This is a genomic window from Streptosporangium minutum (assembly GCF_002149035.1).
GTDB classification, from domain to species: Bacteria; Actinomycetota; Actinomycetes; order Streptosporangiales; family Streptosporangiaceae; genus Streptosporangium; species Streptosporangium minutum.
Window position 1 is genome coordinate 1 of the sequence record NZ_NGFP01000209.1, and the last position, 16,578, is coordinate 16,578.

A 16,578-nucleotide genomic window follows, 5' to 3' on the forward strand; every position below is an offset into this window, starting at 1 on the left:
GCCGCACAGGGGCAGTCCGAGGTTTGTGATCTGTCACAGATTTGACCGCTCAGATTTACTGCCTCCTCCAGTTCCCAGAAGACCGCCGCCAGCCCATGGTTTGGGGGGGAGAAATGTAGGCGATCACTGGAGCCCCTATGCAACGCCGCACCTTCATCGTGTCCCTCTCCGCCGTCGCCCTGTCCGGCACCCTGTGGCAGAACGCCGCGCTCGCCTCCACGGTGGTCGCGGGCGAGAGCCCGTACGGCCCGCTCGGCGAGCCCGACGCCAACGGCGTCGCGCTGCCGGCCGGGTTCAGCAGCAGGGTGGTGGCCAGGTCGGGTCACTCCGTCGGCGGCACCCTCTGGCACCCGGCCCCGGACGGCGGCGCCTGCTTCGCCGACGGCACCGGCTGGATCTACGTCTCCAACTCCGAGGTCCCGCTGGTCGGGGGCGCTTCGGCGATCAAGTTCAGGGCCGACGGCTCGATCGATCGGGCCTACCGGATCCTGTCGGGCACCAACCTCAACTGCGCGGGCGGGCGCACGCCGTGGAACACCTGGCTCTCGTGTGAGGAGATCTTCCGCGGCAAGGTCTACGAGACCGATCCGTACGGCGCGCGCGGCGCCCAGCAGCGTCCGGCGATGGGCAAGTTCAAACACGAGGCCGCCGCCTGCGACCCCGATCACCGGGTCGTCTACCTGACCGAGGACGAGGATGACGGCTGCTTCTACCGCTTCGTTCCGAACGTCTGGGGCGAGCTGTCCAGCGGCCGTCTCGAGGTCTTCTGCACCGACAACCTCTGGCGGGCGGTACCCGACCCGGCGCCCGGCGTCTTCCAGAAGCAGACCAGGCACCAGGTGAGCGCGGCCAGGCACTTCGACGGCGGCGAGGGCTGCCACTACGCGGACGGCGTCTGCTACTTCACCGCCAAGGGCGACCGGAGCGTGTGGGCCTATGACGCCACGCGCCAGACGGTGACCGCGATCTACGACAGCACCGGCACGCTCACCGGCATCGACAACATCACCGGCACCCAGGGCGGTGACCTCTACGTCGCCGAGGACGGCGGCAACATGGAGATCAACATCATCACCCCGGGCCGGGTGGTCGCGCCGGTCATGCGGCTCGACGGCCAGAGCGAATCCGAGATCACCGGCCCCGCCTTCTCCCCCGACGGCACCCGCCTGTACTTCTCCTCCCAGCGCGGCACCAGCGGCGAACGGGCGGGAACGGGCGGTATCACCTATGAGGTCAGCGGGCCTTTCCGCCGCTGATCCCTCCCGAGGAGCACCCCCCATGGCCCTTGCCGGAACCCTCCTGCCCATCGCGCTGGCGATCATCATGTTCGGCCTCGGACTGAGCCTGACGATCTCCGACTTCCGCCGCGTCGTCGTCTATCCGAAGGCCACCGTCGTGGCGCTGGGCTGCCAGATCCTGGTGCTGCCCGCGATCTGCTTCGGCCTGGTGGTCGCCTTCGACCTGCCGGCCCCTCTCGCCGTCGGCATGATGCTGCTGGCCGCCTCGCCCGGCGGCACGACGGCCAACCTCTTCAGCCACCTGTTCGGCGGCGACGTCGCGCTCAACGTGACGCTGACCGCGATCAACTCGGTTCTGGCCGTGGTGACGTTGCCGCTGGTGACCAACCTGTCGCTGTCCTACTTCGCCGGCGGCTCAGGCACGCTCGGCCTGCAGTTCGACAAGACCCTGCAGGTGATGGCGGTCGTGCTGGTGCCGGTCGCCGCCGGCATGGCGGTCCGCGCCATGGCGCCGCGCTTCGCCGAACGGATGAACACGCCCGTCAAGATCGCGTCGGCGGTCATCCTGGCGCTGGTGATCGCCGGCGCGCTGCTCCAGGAGCTCGACAACCTCGGCGGCTACATCCAGTCGGTGGGCCTGATCACGCTGGCGTTCAGCGTGATCAGCCTGACGATCGGTTACTGGGCGCCGCGCCTGGCCGGAGTACGGCGCGAGCAGGCCGTCGCCTCCTGCATGGAGATCGGGATCCACAACGGCACGCTGTCGATCGCGGTGGCGCTCTCCCTGCTGAACAGCGCCCAGATGGCCATCCCTGCCGCCACCTACGGCGTGCTGATGTTCTTCACCGCGGCAGCAGCCGGGTTCCTGCTCAGACCTCGTACGGCAGAGCCGATCCTTTCCGAAGGGAGTTCAGTGTGATCCGATCAGTGATCGCCGCGATCGTCCTGGCGGTCTCCATCGCCCCGCCCGCCCAAGCCTCAGCCGGTGAGGTGTATGTGGCCCTGGGTGACTCGGCCGCCTCCGGGCCGCTGGTGCCCGACCAGGTGGTACCCGACCTCGGGTGCTGGCGCTCCAACCGCAACTACGCCCACCTCACCGCGCAGGCCATCGGAGCCGCCGCGTTCCGTGACGTCACCTGCTCGGGCGCCGACACCAAGGACATGTACAACGCGCAGGGCACCGACCTCGGCTCGGTGCCGCCGCAGCTGAACGCGCTCAGCCAGGACACCACGCTGGTCACCGTACAGATCGGCGCCAACGACATCGGTCTGACCGGCTTCATCGAGGACTGCCTGAACCTGCTGCCGCCGCCCGTCGGCGACGCCTGCAACGACGACTACATGGAGAACGGGCAGGACACCTGGCGGGTCAAAACCGACGCGCTGCGCCCGAAGCTGACCACTCTGGTCGCCGACATCCGTACCCGCTCACCGCAGGCCAGGATCTTCGTGGTGGGTTACGGGACCTACGCCCCGCCCAACGGCTGCTACCCGCGGGTGCCGATCATCAAGCAGGACGCCAACTACATCCGCGCGACCCTGCAGTACTTCAACCAGGCACTGGCGGAGCAGGCGGCGGCGGCGGGCGTCGGCTTCATCGACCTGCAGACGCCGAGCACGGGTCACGACCCGTGCACGTCGGCGGGGACCCGGTGGATCGAGCCCTACGTCCCGGCTTCGCCGGCGACGCCTTTCCACCCCAACGCGCGCGGGATGCGCGGCTTCGCGGAGGCGGTGATCGCCGCCGTCAGCGGGGCGTGAGCCTCCTGGCCGCCAGCGCGGCTCCGATCTGCTGGAGCTGCGCTGGGTCGGCCGGGTCGAGGCCGGTCAAGCTCACCGCCCGGCGCAACCGGTAGTCGACGGTGTTGGGGTGCACGTGCAGCAGCTCGGCCGTGCGGCGGCGGTCGAGCCCGGTCTCCAGATAGACCTTGAGCGTCCTGAGCAGGTCGGGGTTGTCCAGCAGAGGGTCGAGCAGGCCCGCGAGCCTGGCGGTGGCCCTGCTCGGCCGGGTGAGCTGGTACTCCAGCAGCACGTCGGCCAGCCGGTAGGCGCCCGGCGGGTGCCCGAAGATCCGCGCCACCTCCAGCACCTCCTCCGTCACTCCCGCGGCGGCCGAGACCTCGGCGGGCGTCGCCTGCTCGGCCGCCGCCCAGACCGGCACCCCCGCCGCCCTGGACATCGCCTCGACGACCTCGGCCGGGGCCGGTGGCTCGCCGCCGCAGGGCAACAGCACGAGGCCGCCCGTCGCGTCCAGCACGAACAGGACCTGTTCGGAGGCGTAACGCTGCACGGCGTCCCTGATCCTGGCCAGCTTGCGCCGGGCGGCGATCGATCCGCCGGGCTCGTCCTGCTTCTCGTCAGGGTGCGCGCCCACCGCGATCGCCATGACCAGGTAGCCGGGCGCCAGCCGTACCGCCGCCAGGGCCGCGTGATCGCCGCCGAGCAGCGCGGAGACGGCGGCGTGCATGGCGTGCTGCTCCTGGCTGAGCATGCCCTCGCGCTCCTGCAGGTAGGCGGCGCCCACAGCGGAGGTCACCGCCTCGATATAGACCAGGACGAGGCGGTTCATGTCGACCACCGCCGCGAAGTCGGCCGGCGTGGCGGTGGCGATCAGGCGGTCCCAGATCCAGCGGGCGCCCAGGTGGTAGGCGGCGAGCAGGGCTTCGAGCGGTACCCGTTCCTGGGCGCGGCGCGCGGCCGAGGCGCGTAACGGGGCCAGCTCGGCGGAGGAGGGCGGGTGCCCGTGGCGGAACATCTCGCAGATCATCCGCAGGTTGTGCTCGGTGATCATGGTGATGTCGCCTTCGAGCTCCTCCCTGGGCAGTCGCCGGTAGATGGGGATCTCTTCGACGAAGACGTGTACGAGCTGCCTGGCCAGGCTGGTCGCCTGGCGTTCCAGCAGCTCGTGCACGGGACATCCAGCCAGGATGAGCACGTCTGCCACTGTCTCACACCAGGTTGCGATATCCACCCATTCAGTGGGACAGCAGGACGGAGGAGGCGCCGTCGCGGCGGCACTATACACTGAACCAAGCGCTTGCTACGCTCCGGCCATGGTGTCCACGATCGTCTGGGGTACCGGCAACGTCGGCCGCGCGGCCATCCGCGCCGTCGAGGCCCACCCGGCGCTGAAACTCACTGCCGTGCTCGTCCACGACCCCGGCAAGGTCGGCCGCGACGCCGGCGATCTCGGCGGGCTCGGCTGCGATCTGGGGGTCGCGGCGACCGACGACATCGACGCGGTGCTGGCCACCGGCCCCCGCGCCGTGGTGTACGCGGCGTCCGGCGACATCCGTCCCGACGAGGCCCTCGCCGACATCATCAGGGCGATCCGGGCCGGCGCCGTGGTCGTCACCCCCGCGATGTACGCCCTCTACGACCAGCGCAACGCGCCGCCGGAGCTACGGGAACCGGTGCTGGCCGCCATCGCGGACGGCGGCGGCTCGCTGTTCGTCTCCGGCGTCGACCCCGGCTGGGGCAACGACGTGCTGCCACTGCTGATCAGCGGACTCGGCACCGTCGTAGACGTGATCCGCTGCCAGGAGATCTTCGACTACTCGACCTACGACCAGCCCGACTCGGTCCGGTACCTGGTCGGCATGGGCCAGCCGATGGACTACGAGCCGCCGATGATCGCGCCGACGGTGCCGACCATGGTGTGGGGCGGGCAGGTACGGCTGATGGCCAGGGCCCTCGGCGTCGAACTCGACGAGATCCGCGAGACCCTGGACCGGCGCCCGCTCGACTCCACGGTGAGCACCACGACGATGGGCGAGTTCGAGGCCGGCACCCAGGGCGCGGTCCGGTTCGAGGTGCAGGGCATCGTCGAGGGCGAACCCCGCATCGTCATCGAGCACGTCACCCGCATCCACCCGTCCTGCGCGCCGGACTGGCCGACGCCGCCCGACGGCGACGGGGCACACCGGGTGATCATCGAGGGCCGCCCGCGCATCGAGGTCACGGTCGAGGCCACCGACGAGGGCGGCAGCCGGGCCGCGGGCGGGAACGCCACCGCGGTCGGCCGGCTGGTGAGCGCCATCGACTGGCTCCTGGACGCGGAACCCGGACTCTACGACGCGCTCGACGTCCCGCTGCGTCCCGCGGTCGGCAAACTCGGGAGGAGACAACCATGAACATCGACATCCCCGAGGGCAGGGACGCGATCGAGTACGTGTGGGGCGAGATGGTTCCGGGCATCGGGATCGCCGCCTCGAATTTCTCGCTGTCGGTGTACGCCCACACGACCCTCGGGCTCCGCGAGTTCGAGGCCGCACGGCTGCGGATCGCGCAGATCAACGGGTGCGTCTTCTGCCTCGACTGGCGGACCGAACGGGACGGGCAGAAGGTCGAGGAGGAGTTCGCCGACGCGGTGACCCGGTGGCGCACCACCGACGCCTTCGACGACCGCACCCGGCTGGCCGCCGAGTACGCCGAGCGGTACGCCCTGGATCACCACGGCCTCGACGACGAGTTCTGGACTCGGATGACCGCGCACTACAGCCAGCTCGAGATCGTGGAGCTGAGCATGAGCATCGGCTCCTGGCTGGCGTTCGGCCGGCTCAACCATGTGCTGGGCCTCGACACCGTGTGCGCGCTGCCCGGCGGCTCATCGCCCTCCGTCAGGCGGGCGGACACGCGGTGACCTGGCGCTCCAGGCGTGCGGTCGGACAGAGGACACCTACGAGGCACGGAGCGGCTCAACGCGTGAGCAATATGTAGAACCCGTTCTCATTTCATTGAGAGTGAGGAACAGTACATGAGCGACAACACCTCGGGCAGTACCGGCTCCAAATGGATCTCACGTCGTGGATTCATCGCTGGAACCGGTTCCCTCTTGGGGGTCGCGGCCCTTACGGGTCGCGCCACCGCAGCCCAGGCGGCGGCCGTCCCCGCGGCCGCTCCGATCACCAGCGGGGCCCGCGTCCCGGCCCTGGTGATCGGCACCGGATACGGCGGCTCCGTCGCCGCCCTGCGTCTCGCCCAGGCGGGCGTCGACGTGCACATGATCGAGATGGGCATGGCCTGGGACACCCCCGGCCCCGACGGCAAGATCTTCTGCAACACGCGCGAGCCCGACCACCGGTCCTACTGGCTGCGCACCAGGAGCAAGGCGCCCCTCAACTACTTCCTCGGCTTCCCGATCGACAGGGACATCTCCCGCTACACCGGAATCCTGGACGCCGAGGACTTCAGCGGCATCACGGTCTACCAGGGCCGCGGCGTCGGCGGCGGCTCGCTGGTCAACGGCGGCATGGCGGTCACTCCCAAGCGCGAGAACTTCGGCGCCGTCCTCCCGTCGGTGAACGCCGCCGAGATGTACGACATCTACTACCCGCGCGCCAACGCCGGGCTGGGGGTCAGCTCCGTCGATCCGGCCTGGTTCGACTCCACCGCCTGCTACCAGTACGCCCGGGTCGGCCGTAAGCACGCCCAGCGTTCCGGCTTCCCGTTCGTCTTCGTGCCCGACGTGTACGACTGGGACTACATGAAGCAGGAGGCGGCCGGGACCGTCACCAAGTCGGCGCTGGCCGGCGAGATCCTCTACGGCAACAACCACGGCAAGAAATCGCTGCAGCAGACCTACATCGCCCGGGCCAAGGCCACCGGCAGGGTCGCCATCTCGCCGCTGCACAAGGTCACCTCGGTCGCCCCGGCGGCCGGCGGCGGCTACACGGTCGTCATCGACCAGCTCAACACCAACGGCGACACCACGGCCACCAAGACCGTGACCGCGGACAGGGTGTTCTTCGCCGCCGGCAGCGTCGGCACCAGCAAGCTGCTGGTCAAGTTGAAGGCCACCGGCGCACTGCCCAACCTCAACGACGAGATCGGCAAGGGCTGGGGCGACAACGGCAACGTCATGTGCGGCCGCGCCAACCACATGTGGGACCCGACCGGGAGCCTCCAGTCGGCCATCCCCTGCGCCGGCATCGACAACTGGGCGGCCGGCGGCGCGTTCGCCGAGGTCGCACCGCTGCCCACCGGGATCGAGACCTACGCCTCGTTCTACCTGGCGATCACCAAGAACCCGAACCGCGCCCAGTTCTCCTGGAACGCCGCGACCGGCAAGGCCGACCTGAACTGGCAGACCTCCTGGAAGCAGCCGGCCATCGACATGGCGAAGACGATCTTCGACAAGATCAACGCGAAGGAGGGGACGATCTACCGGACCGACCTCTTCGGCACCTACAAGATCTGGGGCGATCACCTCACCTACCACCCGCTCGGCGGCGCGGTCCTGAACAAGGCCACCGACAACTACGGCCGTCTCACCGGCCATCCCGGCCTGTACGTCATCGACGGCTCGCTGATCCCCGGCAACACCAGCGTCAACCCGTTCGTCACCATCACGGCGCTCGCCGAACGGAACATCGAAAAGATCATAGCCACCGATCTGTGACGAGACCCCGGTGCGGTAGTCGGCCACGGGCGCGTGTGGCCGACCTTCCCCGCGGGACGCGCATGGTCCTGACGGCGTGAAACGGGTTCCGGACCAGACGGTGTGAGCGGCGACGGACCGCAATCGGATGACCGTACGCGAGCCGTCCGCGCCGCCGGCCGGACCGGCGCCGGCCGCGTGGCCGCGCGTCGCCGCCGGCTCCTGGGCCTCGACCGGGTTCGGCGCCGGGCCGGCGGAACCGCCCTGGTCATATGCTTGGGATGAGCAGCGGGTCCGGCGAGGTGTCCGCCTCGGTCGTCGTGGCGATCGATACGACAGCCCCCTTGGAGAGGCGGCCGCGTCGCACGCATCGACTCGGGAGGAGGGCGACACCATGACCGACGCCCGGGAGGTACGCGACAGGTACACCGCCGCGTTCAACGTCCATGACATGGACGCGCTGCTGCGCACCGTCAGCCCGACCGGGGTGACCGTCAGCCCGGAAGGCCTGTCCCAGGGCCACGAAGAACTCGCCTCGTACATAGGACAGTTCTGGGAAGCCTTTCCGGACGTCCACGCGGTGGTCGTGGAGTCGTTCGACGCCGGTGATGTGGTGGTTGACGAGCTGTTGATGGTGGGCACCCACAAGGGCCCGTACATGATGCCCGACGGCCAAGTGGTCACGCCGACGGGTCGCCCCGTCTCACTGCGCTGCTGCTACATCTGCACGGTCGAGAACGGGCTCATCGTGAGCCTGCGTCTCTACTTCGATCAGTTGGAGTTACGCACCCAGCTCGGCTTCCCCCGCGGGTGACCTCCTGACCCGGCGTGTTCGCGGTGCCGGTGGCCATCTCATGATCGCTGACACCTCTCGGGCGGATGGAGGTGGTCGTGGCCGGGGACCGAGGCGGTGACGGCCCGGCGGGGGACGCGGCCGTGGCGGGCGCCGCGCCGGCCGGTGGCGAGGGGCGGCAGACCCGGCCGCGGACGAGTGCGGCGAGGCGGGCCGCGCCGGGCTGCCCGAGGAGGATTCCGAGGAGGACCAGCACCAGGCCGCAGAGCTGACGCGCGGTGAGTGCCTCTCCGGCCACCGTGGTGCCGAGCAGCACCCCGGTCACCGGATTCAGCAACCCGACGAGTCCCACGGTTCCCGCCGGCAGATGCCGCAGCCCCGCGAACCAGGCGGCGAAGGCGAGGGCCGTCGCGACGACGGTGACGTAAGCGAACCCGAGGATCGCGGGTCCCTCCAGAGCCGGCGGCGCCCCCTCCGCCACGACGGCGAAAGGCACCAGGACGACTCCCCCGGCGATGAGCTGCCACGAGGTCGACGACAGCACGTCGACCCCCGCGCTCCATCTCTTGGCCAGCACATAGCCGAGCGACGACATCACCATGGCCGCGATGGAGGCGAGCACGCCGAGGACACCGACGGCGGCCACGCCGGTGAACAGCATGAGGCACACACCCGCGACGCCGATGCCGGCTCCGGCCAGGTGCGGGATCCGCGGGCGCTCCGAGAGCAGCGACCAGGCCAGGAGCATCATCACGACGGGCGACGTAGCCATGACCGCCGAGGCGACGCTCGTCGGAAGCAGCTGAGCCGCCAGGTAGATCAGCGCGAAGAACGCACTCATGTTGAGGGTCCCGAGAGCCAGGGACTTCCACCACCACGATCCACGGGGGCGCTTCCCGCTGACGAGCAGGAGCAGGAGTCCCGCGGGCAGCGCCCTGATGGCCGCCCCGTACAGCGGGTAGCCGGCCGGGAGGAACTGGTGGGTGACGAAGTAGTTCGTCCCCCACGCGACCGGCGCTATCGCGGTGACCAGCGCCCAGCGAAAAGCAGCTTCCATGGAAGACAATATAGCTTCTGTGGAAGCTATGCTGCCGTCATGACCGAACCGCTGGATCACGTCGCCCGCATCCAGAAGGAATGGGCGCGCGAGCGCCCCGACCTGGATGTGAGCCCGCAGGGGGTGATCGGCCGCCTTCACCGCCTCGCCGGGCACCTCACCGAACAGCTCTGTGTCGTCTACCGGCGGTACGGGCTCGGGGAGGGGGAGTTCGACGTCCTCGCCGCCCTCCGGCGCGCCGGCGCGCCGTTCGAGCGCGCCCCCGGAGAGCTCGCCGCCTTCACGATGGTCACCACCGGCGCGATGACCAAACGCATCGACCGGCTCGAACGCGACGGGCTCGTCACCCGCCGCCCGAGCGAGAGCGACGGCCGCGGGCGGGTGGTCGCGCTCACCGCCGCGGGCAGGGAGCTGATCGACCAGGCGTTCACCGAACACATACGCAACGAACGCCGTCTCGTCGAGGAGCTGACCCCCGAAGAGGCCGCGCACCTCGAATCACTCCTCGCCACCTGGCTGACCCGCTTCGAAGCACCCCTCCAGCCGGAGAACCGAGCCCTTCGCGGAAATACGCCACGGTCCCGGCGGTCAGCGGACCGCTGAGCCGGAACCCGAGGGTACGGCCGCCGCCCCGGGCCGACCGGGCGGCTGCCTGAGTCCCGCGGTGTAACCTCGGAATCCGGTCCACAGGATCGGATGGTTCACCGGCCCCCGCACATCCGGCCCCGGGCAGGGCGTGTGACCGTCGAGCCGGTCCCGCTCCACCCCCCGCACGACCTCGTCGGCCGCCTCCGGCGCGCGGGTCATCAGAGATCTCATCCCTTTCCCCCAGGACACGGTAGACGTACGACGATGGACGGTATCGAGCAGACGCGGCAGCGGGGCATCCTGAACCCCCGGACGGCCGCCGAGCGGTTCCGGCTCACCCGGGAACCGGCCCCTGCGGATCTGGCGCAGTTCGTCGACGGCTACTGGATCCTCCACTGGGACCTGACCAGGCCGCACCGGCAGCGGGTCCTCACCGATCCGATGGTTCACCTGAGCTTCACCACCGGCGGGCGGGCACGGGTCACCGGCGTCGTCCGTGACGCGTTCACCGAGGAGATCTCCGGAGCCGGCCGGGTCGTGGGCGTGCGGTTCCGGCCGGGAGGCTTCCGCCCCTTCCTCACGACCCCGGTGTCCGCCCTCACCGGCCGGACCCTCGACATCGAGAAGGTCTTCGGCCCGGCCGCCCGTACGACGGCGGATGCGATCATCGCCGAACCCTCGGTCCCCGCCGCGCTCGACCTCGCGGCCGGGCTGCTGCGAAGCCGCCGGCCCGAGCCGGACCCGGCCGTCGACGAGGCCGCCGGCATGGTCGCGGCGATCATGCGTGACCCCTCCGTCCTGCGGGTGTCCCAGCTCGCCACGGCCACCGGTGTGAACACGCGCCGGCTGCAGCGGCTGTTCGCCGAGTACGTCGGCGTCGGCCCCAAGTGGGTGATCCGCCGTGCCCGCATGCAGGAGGCCGCCGCACGCGCGGCCGCCGCCCCACAGGACTGGTCCGCCCTCGCCGCCGAACTCGGCTACGCCGACCAAGCCCATTTCATCCGCGACTTCACCGCCTCGACAGGCACCTCCCCGGCGCGGTATTCGCGGCTCGCCCGCGCCGTGTAGCCGGCCGGTGAGCCGGTGACGGACGTACGGCGAAGCCCCCAACGCGGATGATCACGCCCTCGCGCATACCCCCTCGTCCCGCCACGCCCGGATGACGGGCTGCAGGAGGCCCGCGGCCGGCCGGAGACCCGTTCCGACGGCCGACGCGTTGCATTACTGTGTGGCACACAATATTGTGTTTCCATGCTTGACGATGAGCTGCTCTCGACCCACCTGCAGGAACTTCGGCGGGGCACCGTCGTGCTCGCCTGCCTGCTCATCCTGAAGCAGCCGAACTACGGGTACGCCCTGCTCGACCTGCTCGGCCGGCGCGGCTTCGCCGTCGACGCCAACACCCTCTACCCGCTCCTGCGCCGCCTCGAGAAACAGGAGCTCCTGACCAGCGACTGGAACACCGAGGAGTCCCGGCCGCGCAAGTTCTACCGCACGAGCGACAAGGGCGTCGCGCTCGCCGACACCCTGAGCCGCGGCTGGGACGAGCTCGACACCGCGTTCCGCACCCTGAAGGGCGAGTCATGACCACCACGAGCACCCTCACCGACCGCTACGTCGACGCGATCCTGCGCCACCTGCCCGGCAGGCAGCGCCCCGACATCGAAAAGGAGCTCCGCGCCTCGATCGCGGACGCCGTCGACGATCGTCTCGAAGCCGGAAGCGACCCCGCCGAAGCGGAGCTCGCGGCGCTCACCGAGCTCGGCGACCCGGCGCGGCTGGCCGCCGGCTACGCCGATCGCCCGCTCCACCTCATCGGCCCCGCGCTGTACCTCGACTACACGCGGCTGCTTGCCACCCTGCTGGCGACGATCGTGCCCGCCGTCGCCGCGGTCGTCGGACTCGCACGGGGCCTCCAGGGCGCCACCGCCCCCCGCTTGATCGGCGACCCCCTGGGCGCGGCCCTCACGGCCGGCGCCCACATCGTCCTCTGGACGACGCTCCTCTTCGCGATCATCGAACGCACCGCCGCCCCGCGCCGGACGCCGGCACGGCCCTGGACCCCCGCCGCACTGCCGGAGCCGCCCAGCCGCCGCGCCCGGTACGGCGAGCTGATCACCCAGACGGTGCTGCTGGTCCTCTTCACGACCCTCGTGCTGCTCTCACCGGCGGTGAGCACCGAGACGGACGCGGCCGGCGCCCCCATCGGCGTGCTCTCGCCCTGGCTGTGGGAGACCGGCATCGTGTACCTCTTCATCGCCCTGGTGATCGCGAGCCTCGGCTTCTCCTTCGCGAAGCACTACGCGCGCTGGAGCGTTCCCCTCGCCGTCACCGGGTCGCTGGTCCTCATCGCCTGCGCGATCACGCTGATCTGGCTCGCCGTGAACGACAGGGTGCTCAACCCGGCCTTCGTCGAGGCGGCCAGGTGGCCGCAGAGCGTACCGCGGTGGATCGGCACGGGACTCGTCGTGACCTCCGTCGGCACGCTCGTCCACACCGTCGCCGAGGGGATCGCCCGAGCGCGTCACCGCTGAGCGGCCGCCGATCCCCGCCCCGGAGAACCAGACCGGGCGAACCTCTCCCACGCGACGTCCCCCACCCCCGGGGGCCGCGCCGACCCGCCACCGAAACGAGGAGCACACGTGAAAGCGATCGCCTACGACGAGTACGGCTCAGCCGAGGTCCTGCGCCACACCGATGTCGAGAAGCCCGCCATCGGCGACGACGAGGTGCTCGTGCGGGTCCGCGCCGCTTCCGTCAACCACGGCGACCTGGCCGCCATGCACGGTTCCCCCGCCCTCCTGCGCCTCGCGTTCGGGCTCCGGCGCCCGAGGCAGACCATCCTGGGACGCGCCGTCGCCGGGACGGTGGAAGCGGTCGGCGCGAAGGCGACGGGCTTCCAGGTCGGCGACGAAGTGTTCGGCGAGATGAGCCAGCGGGGTTTCGCCGAGTACGTGGCGGCGCCGGTAGCGCACCTGGCCCCGAAACCCGCCGAGGTGACGTTCGCGCAGGCGGCCACCCTGCCGGTGGCCGCGACGACCGCGCTGCAGGCGCTGCGGCTCGGCGAGACCGGCCCCGGCCGGACGGTGCTCGTCAACGGGGCCTCCGGCGGGGTCGGCACCTTCGCCGTCCAGCTCGCGAAGGCGCTCGGCGCGGAGGCCACCGGCGTCTGCAGCACCCGCAACATGGACCTGGCGCGCTCGATCGGCGCCCACCACGTGATCGACTACACCCGCGAGGACGTCACCCGGGGCGCGGGCCGATTCGACGTCGTCATCGACCTCGTGGGAAACCACCGGCTCTCCGAGTTCCGCCGGGTGCTCGCGCCGAAGGGCGTCTACGTCTCCTCCAGCGGCGCCGGCGGCGCGGTGCTCGGCCCCCTGCCACGACTGATCGCCGCCGCCGTGACCTCGCCGTTCCTGAGCCAGAGGCTCCGCGGACTGGCCGCCAGGCGCAGCACCGAAGACCTGACCCTCCTCGCCGGGCTCGTCGCGACAGGAAAGATCACGCCGGTGATCGAACGGACGTATCCCCTGAGCGAGACCGCCGACGCCATCCGCCTCCTCGAAACGGAGCACGCCCGCGGCAAGATCGTGCTCACGCCGTGAACCCGGCCCGGCCCATGACGTGCGGCACCGCCCCGTCCCGGAGGCGGAACCGCTCGCCCGGCGCCCCGCCGACCGGTACGGCCCGCGCCTCCCACCACCGCAGGACCACCGGGCGCCCCTGAACGGGGACCACGGCGTGGGCCCCGTCCGTGTGGAACCGCCGCCGACCCACCGTTTCGCCCCTCTGCGAAACATTACTGCCCGTACGGCGGGCTCACCCAGAATCCGATCATGCGTACCTACCGCGAGCTCCTGCGCACGCCGGAGTTCACTCCGCTCTTCCTGTCCGTCTCCGCGCAGGTGGCGGCGGCGACCGTGAGCGGGCTGGCGCTGGGCGTGCTGGTGTACGCGGCCACCGGGTCACCGCTGCTGGCCGCCCTCAGCATGTTCGGCCCCTCGCTGGCCCAGGCGATCGGCGCGGCCGCGCTGCTGTCGGCCGCCGACCGGCTTCCGCCGCGCGCCGCGATGACGGGAGTGGCGCTGGCCTTCTGCCTCGGCACCGCTGCCCTGGCCGTGTCCGGGCTGCCGCTGCCGGGCGTCTTCGCGATCATCCTGGGGCTCGGCCTGGTCGGCTCGGTGGGCGGCGGGGTGCGCTACGGGCTGCTGAACGAGATCGTGCCCGCGGACGGCTACCTGCTCGGGCGGTCGCTGGTCAACATGTCCGTCGGGATCATGCAGGTCTGCGGGTTCGCGGCGGGCGGCGTGCTGGTGTCGGCGCTGTCGCCGCGCGGCACGCTGCTGGCCGGCGCCGCCCTGTACCTCGTCGCGGCGGGCGCCGCCAGGTTCGGCCTCAGCGCGCGGGCGCCACGGGCCTCGGGGCGGCCGTCGGTGGCCGCGACGTGGCGCTCCAACGCGCGGCTGTGGTCCTCGGCGCCCCGCCGCCGCGTCTACCTGGCGCTGTGGGTGCCGAACGGGCTGATCGTCGGCTGCGAGTCGCTGTTCGTACCGTTCGCGCCCGAGCAGGCCGGGACGCTCTTCGCCTTCGCCGCGGCCGGCATGCTGGCCGGGGACGTCCTGGTCGGCAGGTTCGTGCCGGCGCGGTGGCAGGCGCGGCTCGGCGCCGCGCTGCTGCTCCTGCTGGCCGCGCCGTACCTGGTGTTCGCCGTGGACCCACCGGTGCCGCTCGCCGTCGCGGCCGTGACGGTGGCCTCGATCGGATACGCGGCGAGCCTGGTGCTGCAGCAGCGGCTGATGGACCTGACCCCGGCCGAGATGAGCGGGCACGCGCTGGGGCTGCACTCCTCCGGCATGATCACCATGCAGGGCGTCGCCGCCGCCCTCGCCGGCACGCTCGCTCAGCACACCTCGCCGGGTACGGCGATCGCCGTCATGGCGGCGGCGTCCGTGACGGTCACGCTGGCGCTGGCGCGCGGCCTCCTCCCGGGGCCGGACTCGGGTGCCTCCTCCGGTGACCCGATGGCCAGAAGCTCAACAGATGAATCCGTTAAAAGCTAGAATCCATGTTCATGGAACTGAGGCAGCTGGAATACTTCGTCGCGGTCGCCGAGGAGCAGAACTTCACCCGGGCGGCCGAGCGGGTGCACATCAGCCAGTCCGGCGTCAGCGCCCAGATCCGCCAGCTGGAACGCGAGCTCGGCGCCGAGCTGTTCGACCGGTCGGCACGCACCGCCACCCTCACCGTCGCGGGAAAGGCCGCTCTCGAACACGCCCGTGCCGCGCTCGCCGCCGCCGGCGCACTCGGCCAGGCGGTGGGCGAGGTGACCGACCTGATCCGGGGCCGGCTCACGGTCGGGATGGTCATCGGCTGCACCGTCACGCCGCTGTTCGACGCCCTCGCCGCCTTCCACCGGGCCCATCCCGGTGTGGAGATCTCGCTGCTGGAGGACAACTCCGACCGGCTCGTCGAGGGGGTGCGCGCCGGCACCCTCGACCTGGCTCTCGTCGGGACCGCGACCGCCACCCCCGGCGGACTGGACGCGCTGACGATCATCAGTGAGAGGCTCGTCGCGGCTGTCCCCCCCGGGCACCCCCTGGCGGAACAGCGGCGGGTCACCCTGCGCGACCTGAGCGCCTACCCGATCGTGTGCATGCCCCCCGGCACCGGCCTGCGCACGGTGTTCGACCAGGCCTGCGCGGCACAGGGCATCCAGCCGGTGATCGCGCTGCAGGCCAGCGCCGCGGACGCCATCGCCGACCTCGCCGCCCGTGGGCTCGCCGTCGCCGTCCTCAGCGCCTCGATGGCCGCGCACCACCGCGACCGGCTCACCGCCCTCACCGTCGACGACGTCGAGACACCCGCCCTGCTCGCCCTGATCTGGAAGGACACGCACAGCCCCGCGATGCGCGAGTTGCTCGCGCACAGCCGCCGGGCATTCACCGGACGCCCCTGACGGGAAACGACCTCGCCGCTCACGCGTCGCGCAGCCGTAGCAGCAGGCGGAGTCCCGTACGGCGGCCTCCTCACCGAGGCCCGGTGACGGACGGCCGGCGCTGAGATCATCGACCGCCGGATCCCTCAGCCGCGCCGGGCGCGACCGGGACAGGGTCGGGGCGGTGCGGAGATCCGGCTCCGCTCCCGGCGTGCCGGAGGTCGAGCAGGCCACAGGCCGCGGCGGACAGCAGCGCGACCAGGCCGAGGCCGGCCAGCGCCAACGACGGCCCCCAGCCCCCGGCGTCGAACAGCCGGCCCACCGCGAGCCCTCCCAGGAAGGCGCACCCGCCCGACAGGAAGCTGAGCACCCCCAGATAGGCCCCGAACCGATGGGCCGGCGCGCACCGCGTGACGGTCTGGAACAGCGCCGGCTGCATGAGCCCGTTGCCCAGCCCGTTGAGTACGGCGGCCGCCAGGATCCCGGCCATCTGGCCGCCGCCGCCTTCCGACGGCGTGGCGAGCAGCACCAGATAGCCGGCCGCCGCGCAGAGCAACCCGCTCCGCAGCACCCACGGGCGCTCCC

Annotated in this window: 18 protein-coding genes; 14 read left to right on the plus strand and 4 right to left on the minus strand. The window is 71.2% G+C overall.

Translation table 11 applies throughout. The features are described 5' to 3' along the window. Nucleotides 1-137: 137 nt before the first annotated feature. From CA984_RS33020 to CA984_RS33030, 3 genes are read left to right on the plus strand one after another with little or no spacing between them, the layout of a single operon-like run. On the plus strand, nt 138-1,256 hold the full coding sequence (locus tag CA984_RS33020) for an alkaline phosphatase PhoX (protein ID WP_086577382.1): 1,119 nt from the start codon (nt 138-140) through the stop codon (nt 1,254-1,256). 22 nt (nt 1,257-1,278) lie between these two features. After that, complete coding sequence (locus CA984_RS33025; protein ID WP_242676310.1) at nt 1,279-2,157, plus strand: bile acid:sodium symporter family protein; 879 nt, start codon at nt 1,279-1,281, stop codon at nt 2,155-2,157. Beyond that, nucleotides 2,154-2,999: an SGNH/GDSL hydrolase family protein gene (locus tag CA984_RS33030; RefSeq protein ID WP_086577384.1), complete on the plus strand. Its 846-nt coding sequence runs from the start codon at nt 2,154-2,156 to the stop codon at nt 2,997-2,999. Before CA984_RS33025 ends, CA984_RS33030 begins: the two co-directional genes overlap by 4 nt. On the opposite strand, the gene CA984_RS33035 is transcribed toward CA984_RS33030, so the two are convergent. After that, the gene (locus tag CA984_RS33035; protein WP_207621133.1) at nt 2,986-4,173 is read right to left on the minus strand and encodes a PucR family transcriptional regulator; all 1,188 of its coding nucleotides are present in this window, start codon (nt 4,171-4,173) and stop codon (nt 2,986-2,988) included. The two genes, CA984_RS33030 and CA984_RS33035, sit on opposite strands and share 14 nt — an antisense overlap. A 118-nt stretch (nt 4,174-4,291) precedes the next feature. On the opposite strand from CA984_RS33035, the gene CA984_RS33040 reads away from it, so the two are divergent. The 4 genes from CA984_RS33040 (at nt 4,292) to CA984_RS45050 (ending at nt 8,431) form a co-directional block, all read left to right on the plus strand. Further along, nucleotides 4,292-5,371, plus strand: a complete 1,080-nt coding sequence (locus CA984_RS33040; protein ID WP_086577386.1) for an NAD(P)H-dependent amine dehydrogenase family protein — start codon at nt 4,292-4,294, stop codon at nt 5,369-5,371. Beyond that, complete coding sequence (locus tag CA984_RS33045) at nt 5,368-5,880, plus strand: carboxymuconolactone decarboxylase family protein (RefSeq protein ID WP_086577387.1); 513 nt, start codon at nt 5,368-5,370, stop codon at nt 5,878-5,880. Before CA984_RS33040 ends, CA984_RS33045 begins: the two co-directional genes overlap by 4 nt. Nucleotides 5,881-5,994: 114 nt before the next feature. Next, nucleotides 5,995-7,638, plus strand: coding sequence for a GMC oxidoreductase (locus CA984_RS33050; RefSeq protein WP_086577388.1), 1,644 nt, complete (start codon nt 5,995-5,997; stop codon nt 7,636-7,638). A gap of 373 nt (nt 7,639-8,011) precedes the next feature. After that, nucleotides 8,012-8,431, plus strand: coding sequence for an ester cyclase (locus CA984_RS45050; protein ID WP_108724650.1), 420 nt, complete (start codon nt 8,012-8,014; stop codon nt 8,429-8,431). On the opposite strand, the gene CA984_RS33060 is transcribed toward CA984_RS45050, so the two are convergent. Further along, a complete protein-coding gene (locus CA984_RS33060) occupies nt 8,361-9,467 on the minus strand; it encodes a DMT family transporter (RefSeq protein WP_242676311.1) in 1,107 nt (368 codons plus the stop codon). The genes CA984_RS45050 and CA984_RS33060 overlap by 71 nt on opposite strands. Before the next feature lie 39 nt (nt 9,468-9,506). Here CA984_RS33060 and CA984_RS33065 point away from each other — a divergent pair, with 39 nt between their 5' ends. The 5 genes from CA984_RS33065 (at nt 9,507) to CA984_RS33090 (ending at nt 13,663) form a co-directional block, all read left to right on the plus strand. Further along, on the plus strand, nt 9,507-10,070 hold the full coding sequence (locus CA984_RS33065) for a MarR family winged helix-turn-helix transcriptional regulator (RefSeq protein ID WP_086577390.1): 564 nt from the start codon (nt 9,507-9,509) through the stop codon (nt 10,068-10,070). Between the two features lie 249 nt (nt 10,071-10,319). Beyond that, entirely contained in the window at nt 10,320-11,123 is an 804-nt protein-coding gene (locus CA984_RS33075; protein ID WP_086577392.1) for a helix-turn-helix domain-containing protein, read from the plus strand. A 183-nt stretch (nt 11,124-11,306) separates the two neighbouring features. Beyond that, the gene (locus CA984_RS33080; protein WP_031160262.1) at nt 11,307-11,642 is read left to right on the plus strand and encodes a PadR family transcriptional regulator; all 336 of its coding nucleotides are present in this window, start codon (nt 11,307-11,309) and stop codon (nt 11,640-11,642) included. Beyond that, nucleotides 11,639-12,589, plus strand: coding sequence for a permease prefix domain 1-containing protein (locus tag CA984_RS33085; RefSeq protein ID WP_086577393.1), 951 nt, complete (start codon nt 11,639-11,641; stop codon nt 12,587-12,589). Before CA984_RS33080 ends, CA984_RS33085 begins: the two co-directional genes overlap by 4 nt. A gap of 108 nt (nt 12,590-12,697) precedes the next feature. Continuing rightward, complete coding sequence (locus CA984_RS33090; RefSeq protein ID WP_086577394.1) at nt 12,698-13,663, plus strand: NAD(P)-dependent alcohol dehydrogenase; 966 nt, start codon at nt 12,698-12,700, stop codon at nt 13,661-13,663. Here CA984_RS33090 and CA984_RS33095 read toward each other — a convergent pair. After that, nucleotides 13,653-13,835: a hypothetical protein gene (locus CA984_RS33095; protein WP_086577395.1), complete on the minus strand. Its 183-nt coding sequence runs from the start codon at nt 13,833-13,835 to the stop codon at nt 13,653-13,655. The genes CA984_RS33090 and CA984_RS33095 overlap by 11 nt on opposite strands. 59 nt (nt 13,836-13,894) lie before the next feature. On the opposite strand from CA984_RS33095, the gene CA984_RS33100 reads away from it, so the two are divergent. Both CA984_RS33100 and CA984_RS33105 read left to right on the plus strand, forming a co-directional pair. After that, nucleotides 13,895-15,118: an MFS transporter gene (locus CA984_RS33100; RefSeq protein ID WP_086577396.1), complete on the plus strand. Its 1,224-nt coding sequence runs from the start codon at nt 13,895-13,897 to the stop codon at nt 15,116-15,118. Between the two features lie 11 nt (nt 15,119-15,129). Next, nucleotides 15,130-16,014, plus strand: coding sequence for a LysR family transcriptional regulator (locus CA984_RS33105; protein WP_086577398.1), 885 nt, complete (start codon nt 15,130-15,132; stop codon nt 16,012-16,014). Nucleotides 16,015-16,120: 106 nt separating this feature from the next. On the opposite strand, the gene CA984_RS46580 is transcribed toward CA984_RS33105, so the two are convergent. After that, a partial coding sequence (locus CA984_RS46580; protein WP_165781508.1) for an MFS transporter occupies nt 16,121-16,578 on the minus strand: 458 nt, incomplete at its 5' end.

Excerpts from the sequence above, each read along its gene's own strand:
- CA984_RS33045 (WP_086577387.1), top strand. The coding sequence starts at position 5,368 with ATGAACATCGACATCCCCGAGGGCAGGGACGCGATCGAGTACGTGTGG.
- CA984_RS33065 (WP_086577390.1), top strand. The coding sequence starts at position 9,507 with ATGACCGAACCGCTGGATCACGTCGCCCGCATCCAGAAGGAATGGGCG.
- CA984_RS33100 (WP_086577396.1), top strand. The coding sequence starts at position 13,895 with ATGCGTACCTACCGCGAGCTCCTGCGCACGCCGGAGTTCACTCCGCTC.
- CA984_RS33050 (WP_086577388.1), top strand. The coding sequence starts at position 5,995 with ATGAGCGACAACACCTCGGGCAGTACCGGCTCCAAATGGATCTCACGT.
- CA984_RS33105 (WP_086577398.1), top strand. The coding sequence starts at position 15,130 with ATGGAACTGAGGCAGCTGGAATACTTCGTCGCGGTCGCCGAGGAGCAG.
- CA984_RS33040 (WP_086577386.1), top strand. The coding sequence starts at position 4,292 with ATGGTGTCCACGATCGTCTGGGGTACCGGCAACGTCGGCCGCGCGGCC.
- CA984_RS33085 (WP_086577393.1), top strand. The coding sequence starts at position 11,639 with ATGACCACCACGAGCACCCTCACCGACCGCTACGTCGACGCGATCCTG.
- CA984_RS33060 (WP_242676311.1), bottom strand. The coding sequence starts at position 9,467 with ATGGAAGCTGCTTTTCGCTGGGCGCTGGTCACCGCGATAGCGCCGGTC.
- CA984_RS33025 (WP_242676310.1), top strand. The coding sequence starts at position 1,279 with ATGGCCCTTGCCGGAACCCTCCTGCCCATCGCGCTGGCGATCATCATG.
- CA984_RS45050 (WP_108724650.1), top strand. The coding sequence starts at position 8,012 with ATGACCGACGCCCGGGAGGTACGCGACAGGTACACCGCCGCGTTCAAC.
- CA984_RS33075 (WP_086577392.1), top strand. The coding sequence starts at position 10,320 with ATGGACGGTATCGAGCAGACGCGGCAGCGGGGCATCCTGAACCCCCGG.
- CA984_RS33080 (WP_031160262.1), top strand. The coding sequence starts at position 11,307 with ATGCTTGACGATGAGCTGCTCTCGACCCACCTGCAGGAACTTCGGCGG.
- CA984_RS33020 (WP_086577382.1), top strand. The coding sequence starts at position 138 with ATGCAACGCCGCACCTTCATCGTGTCCCTCTCCGCCGTCGCCCTGTCC.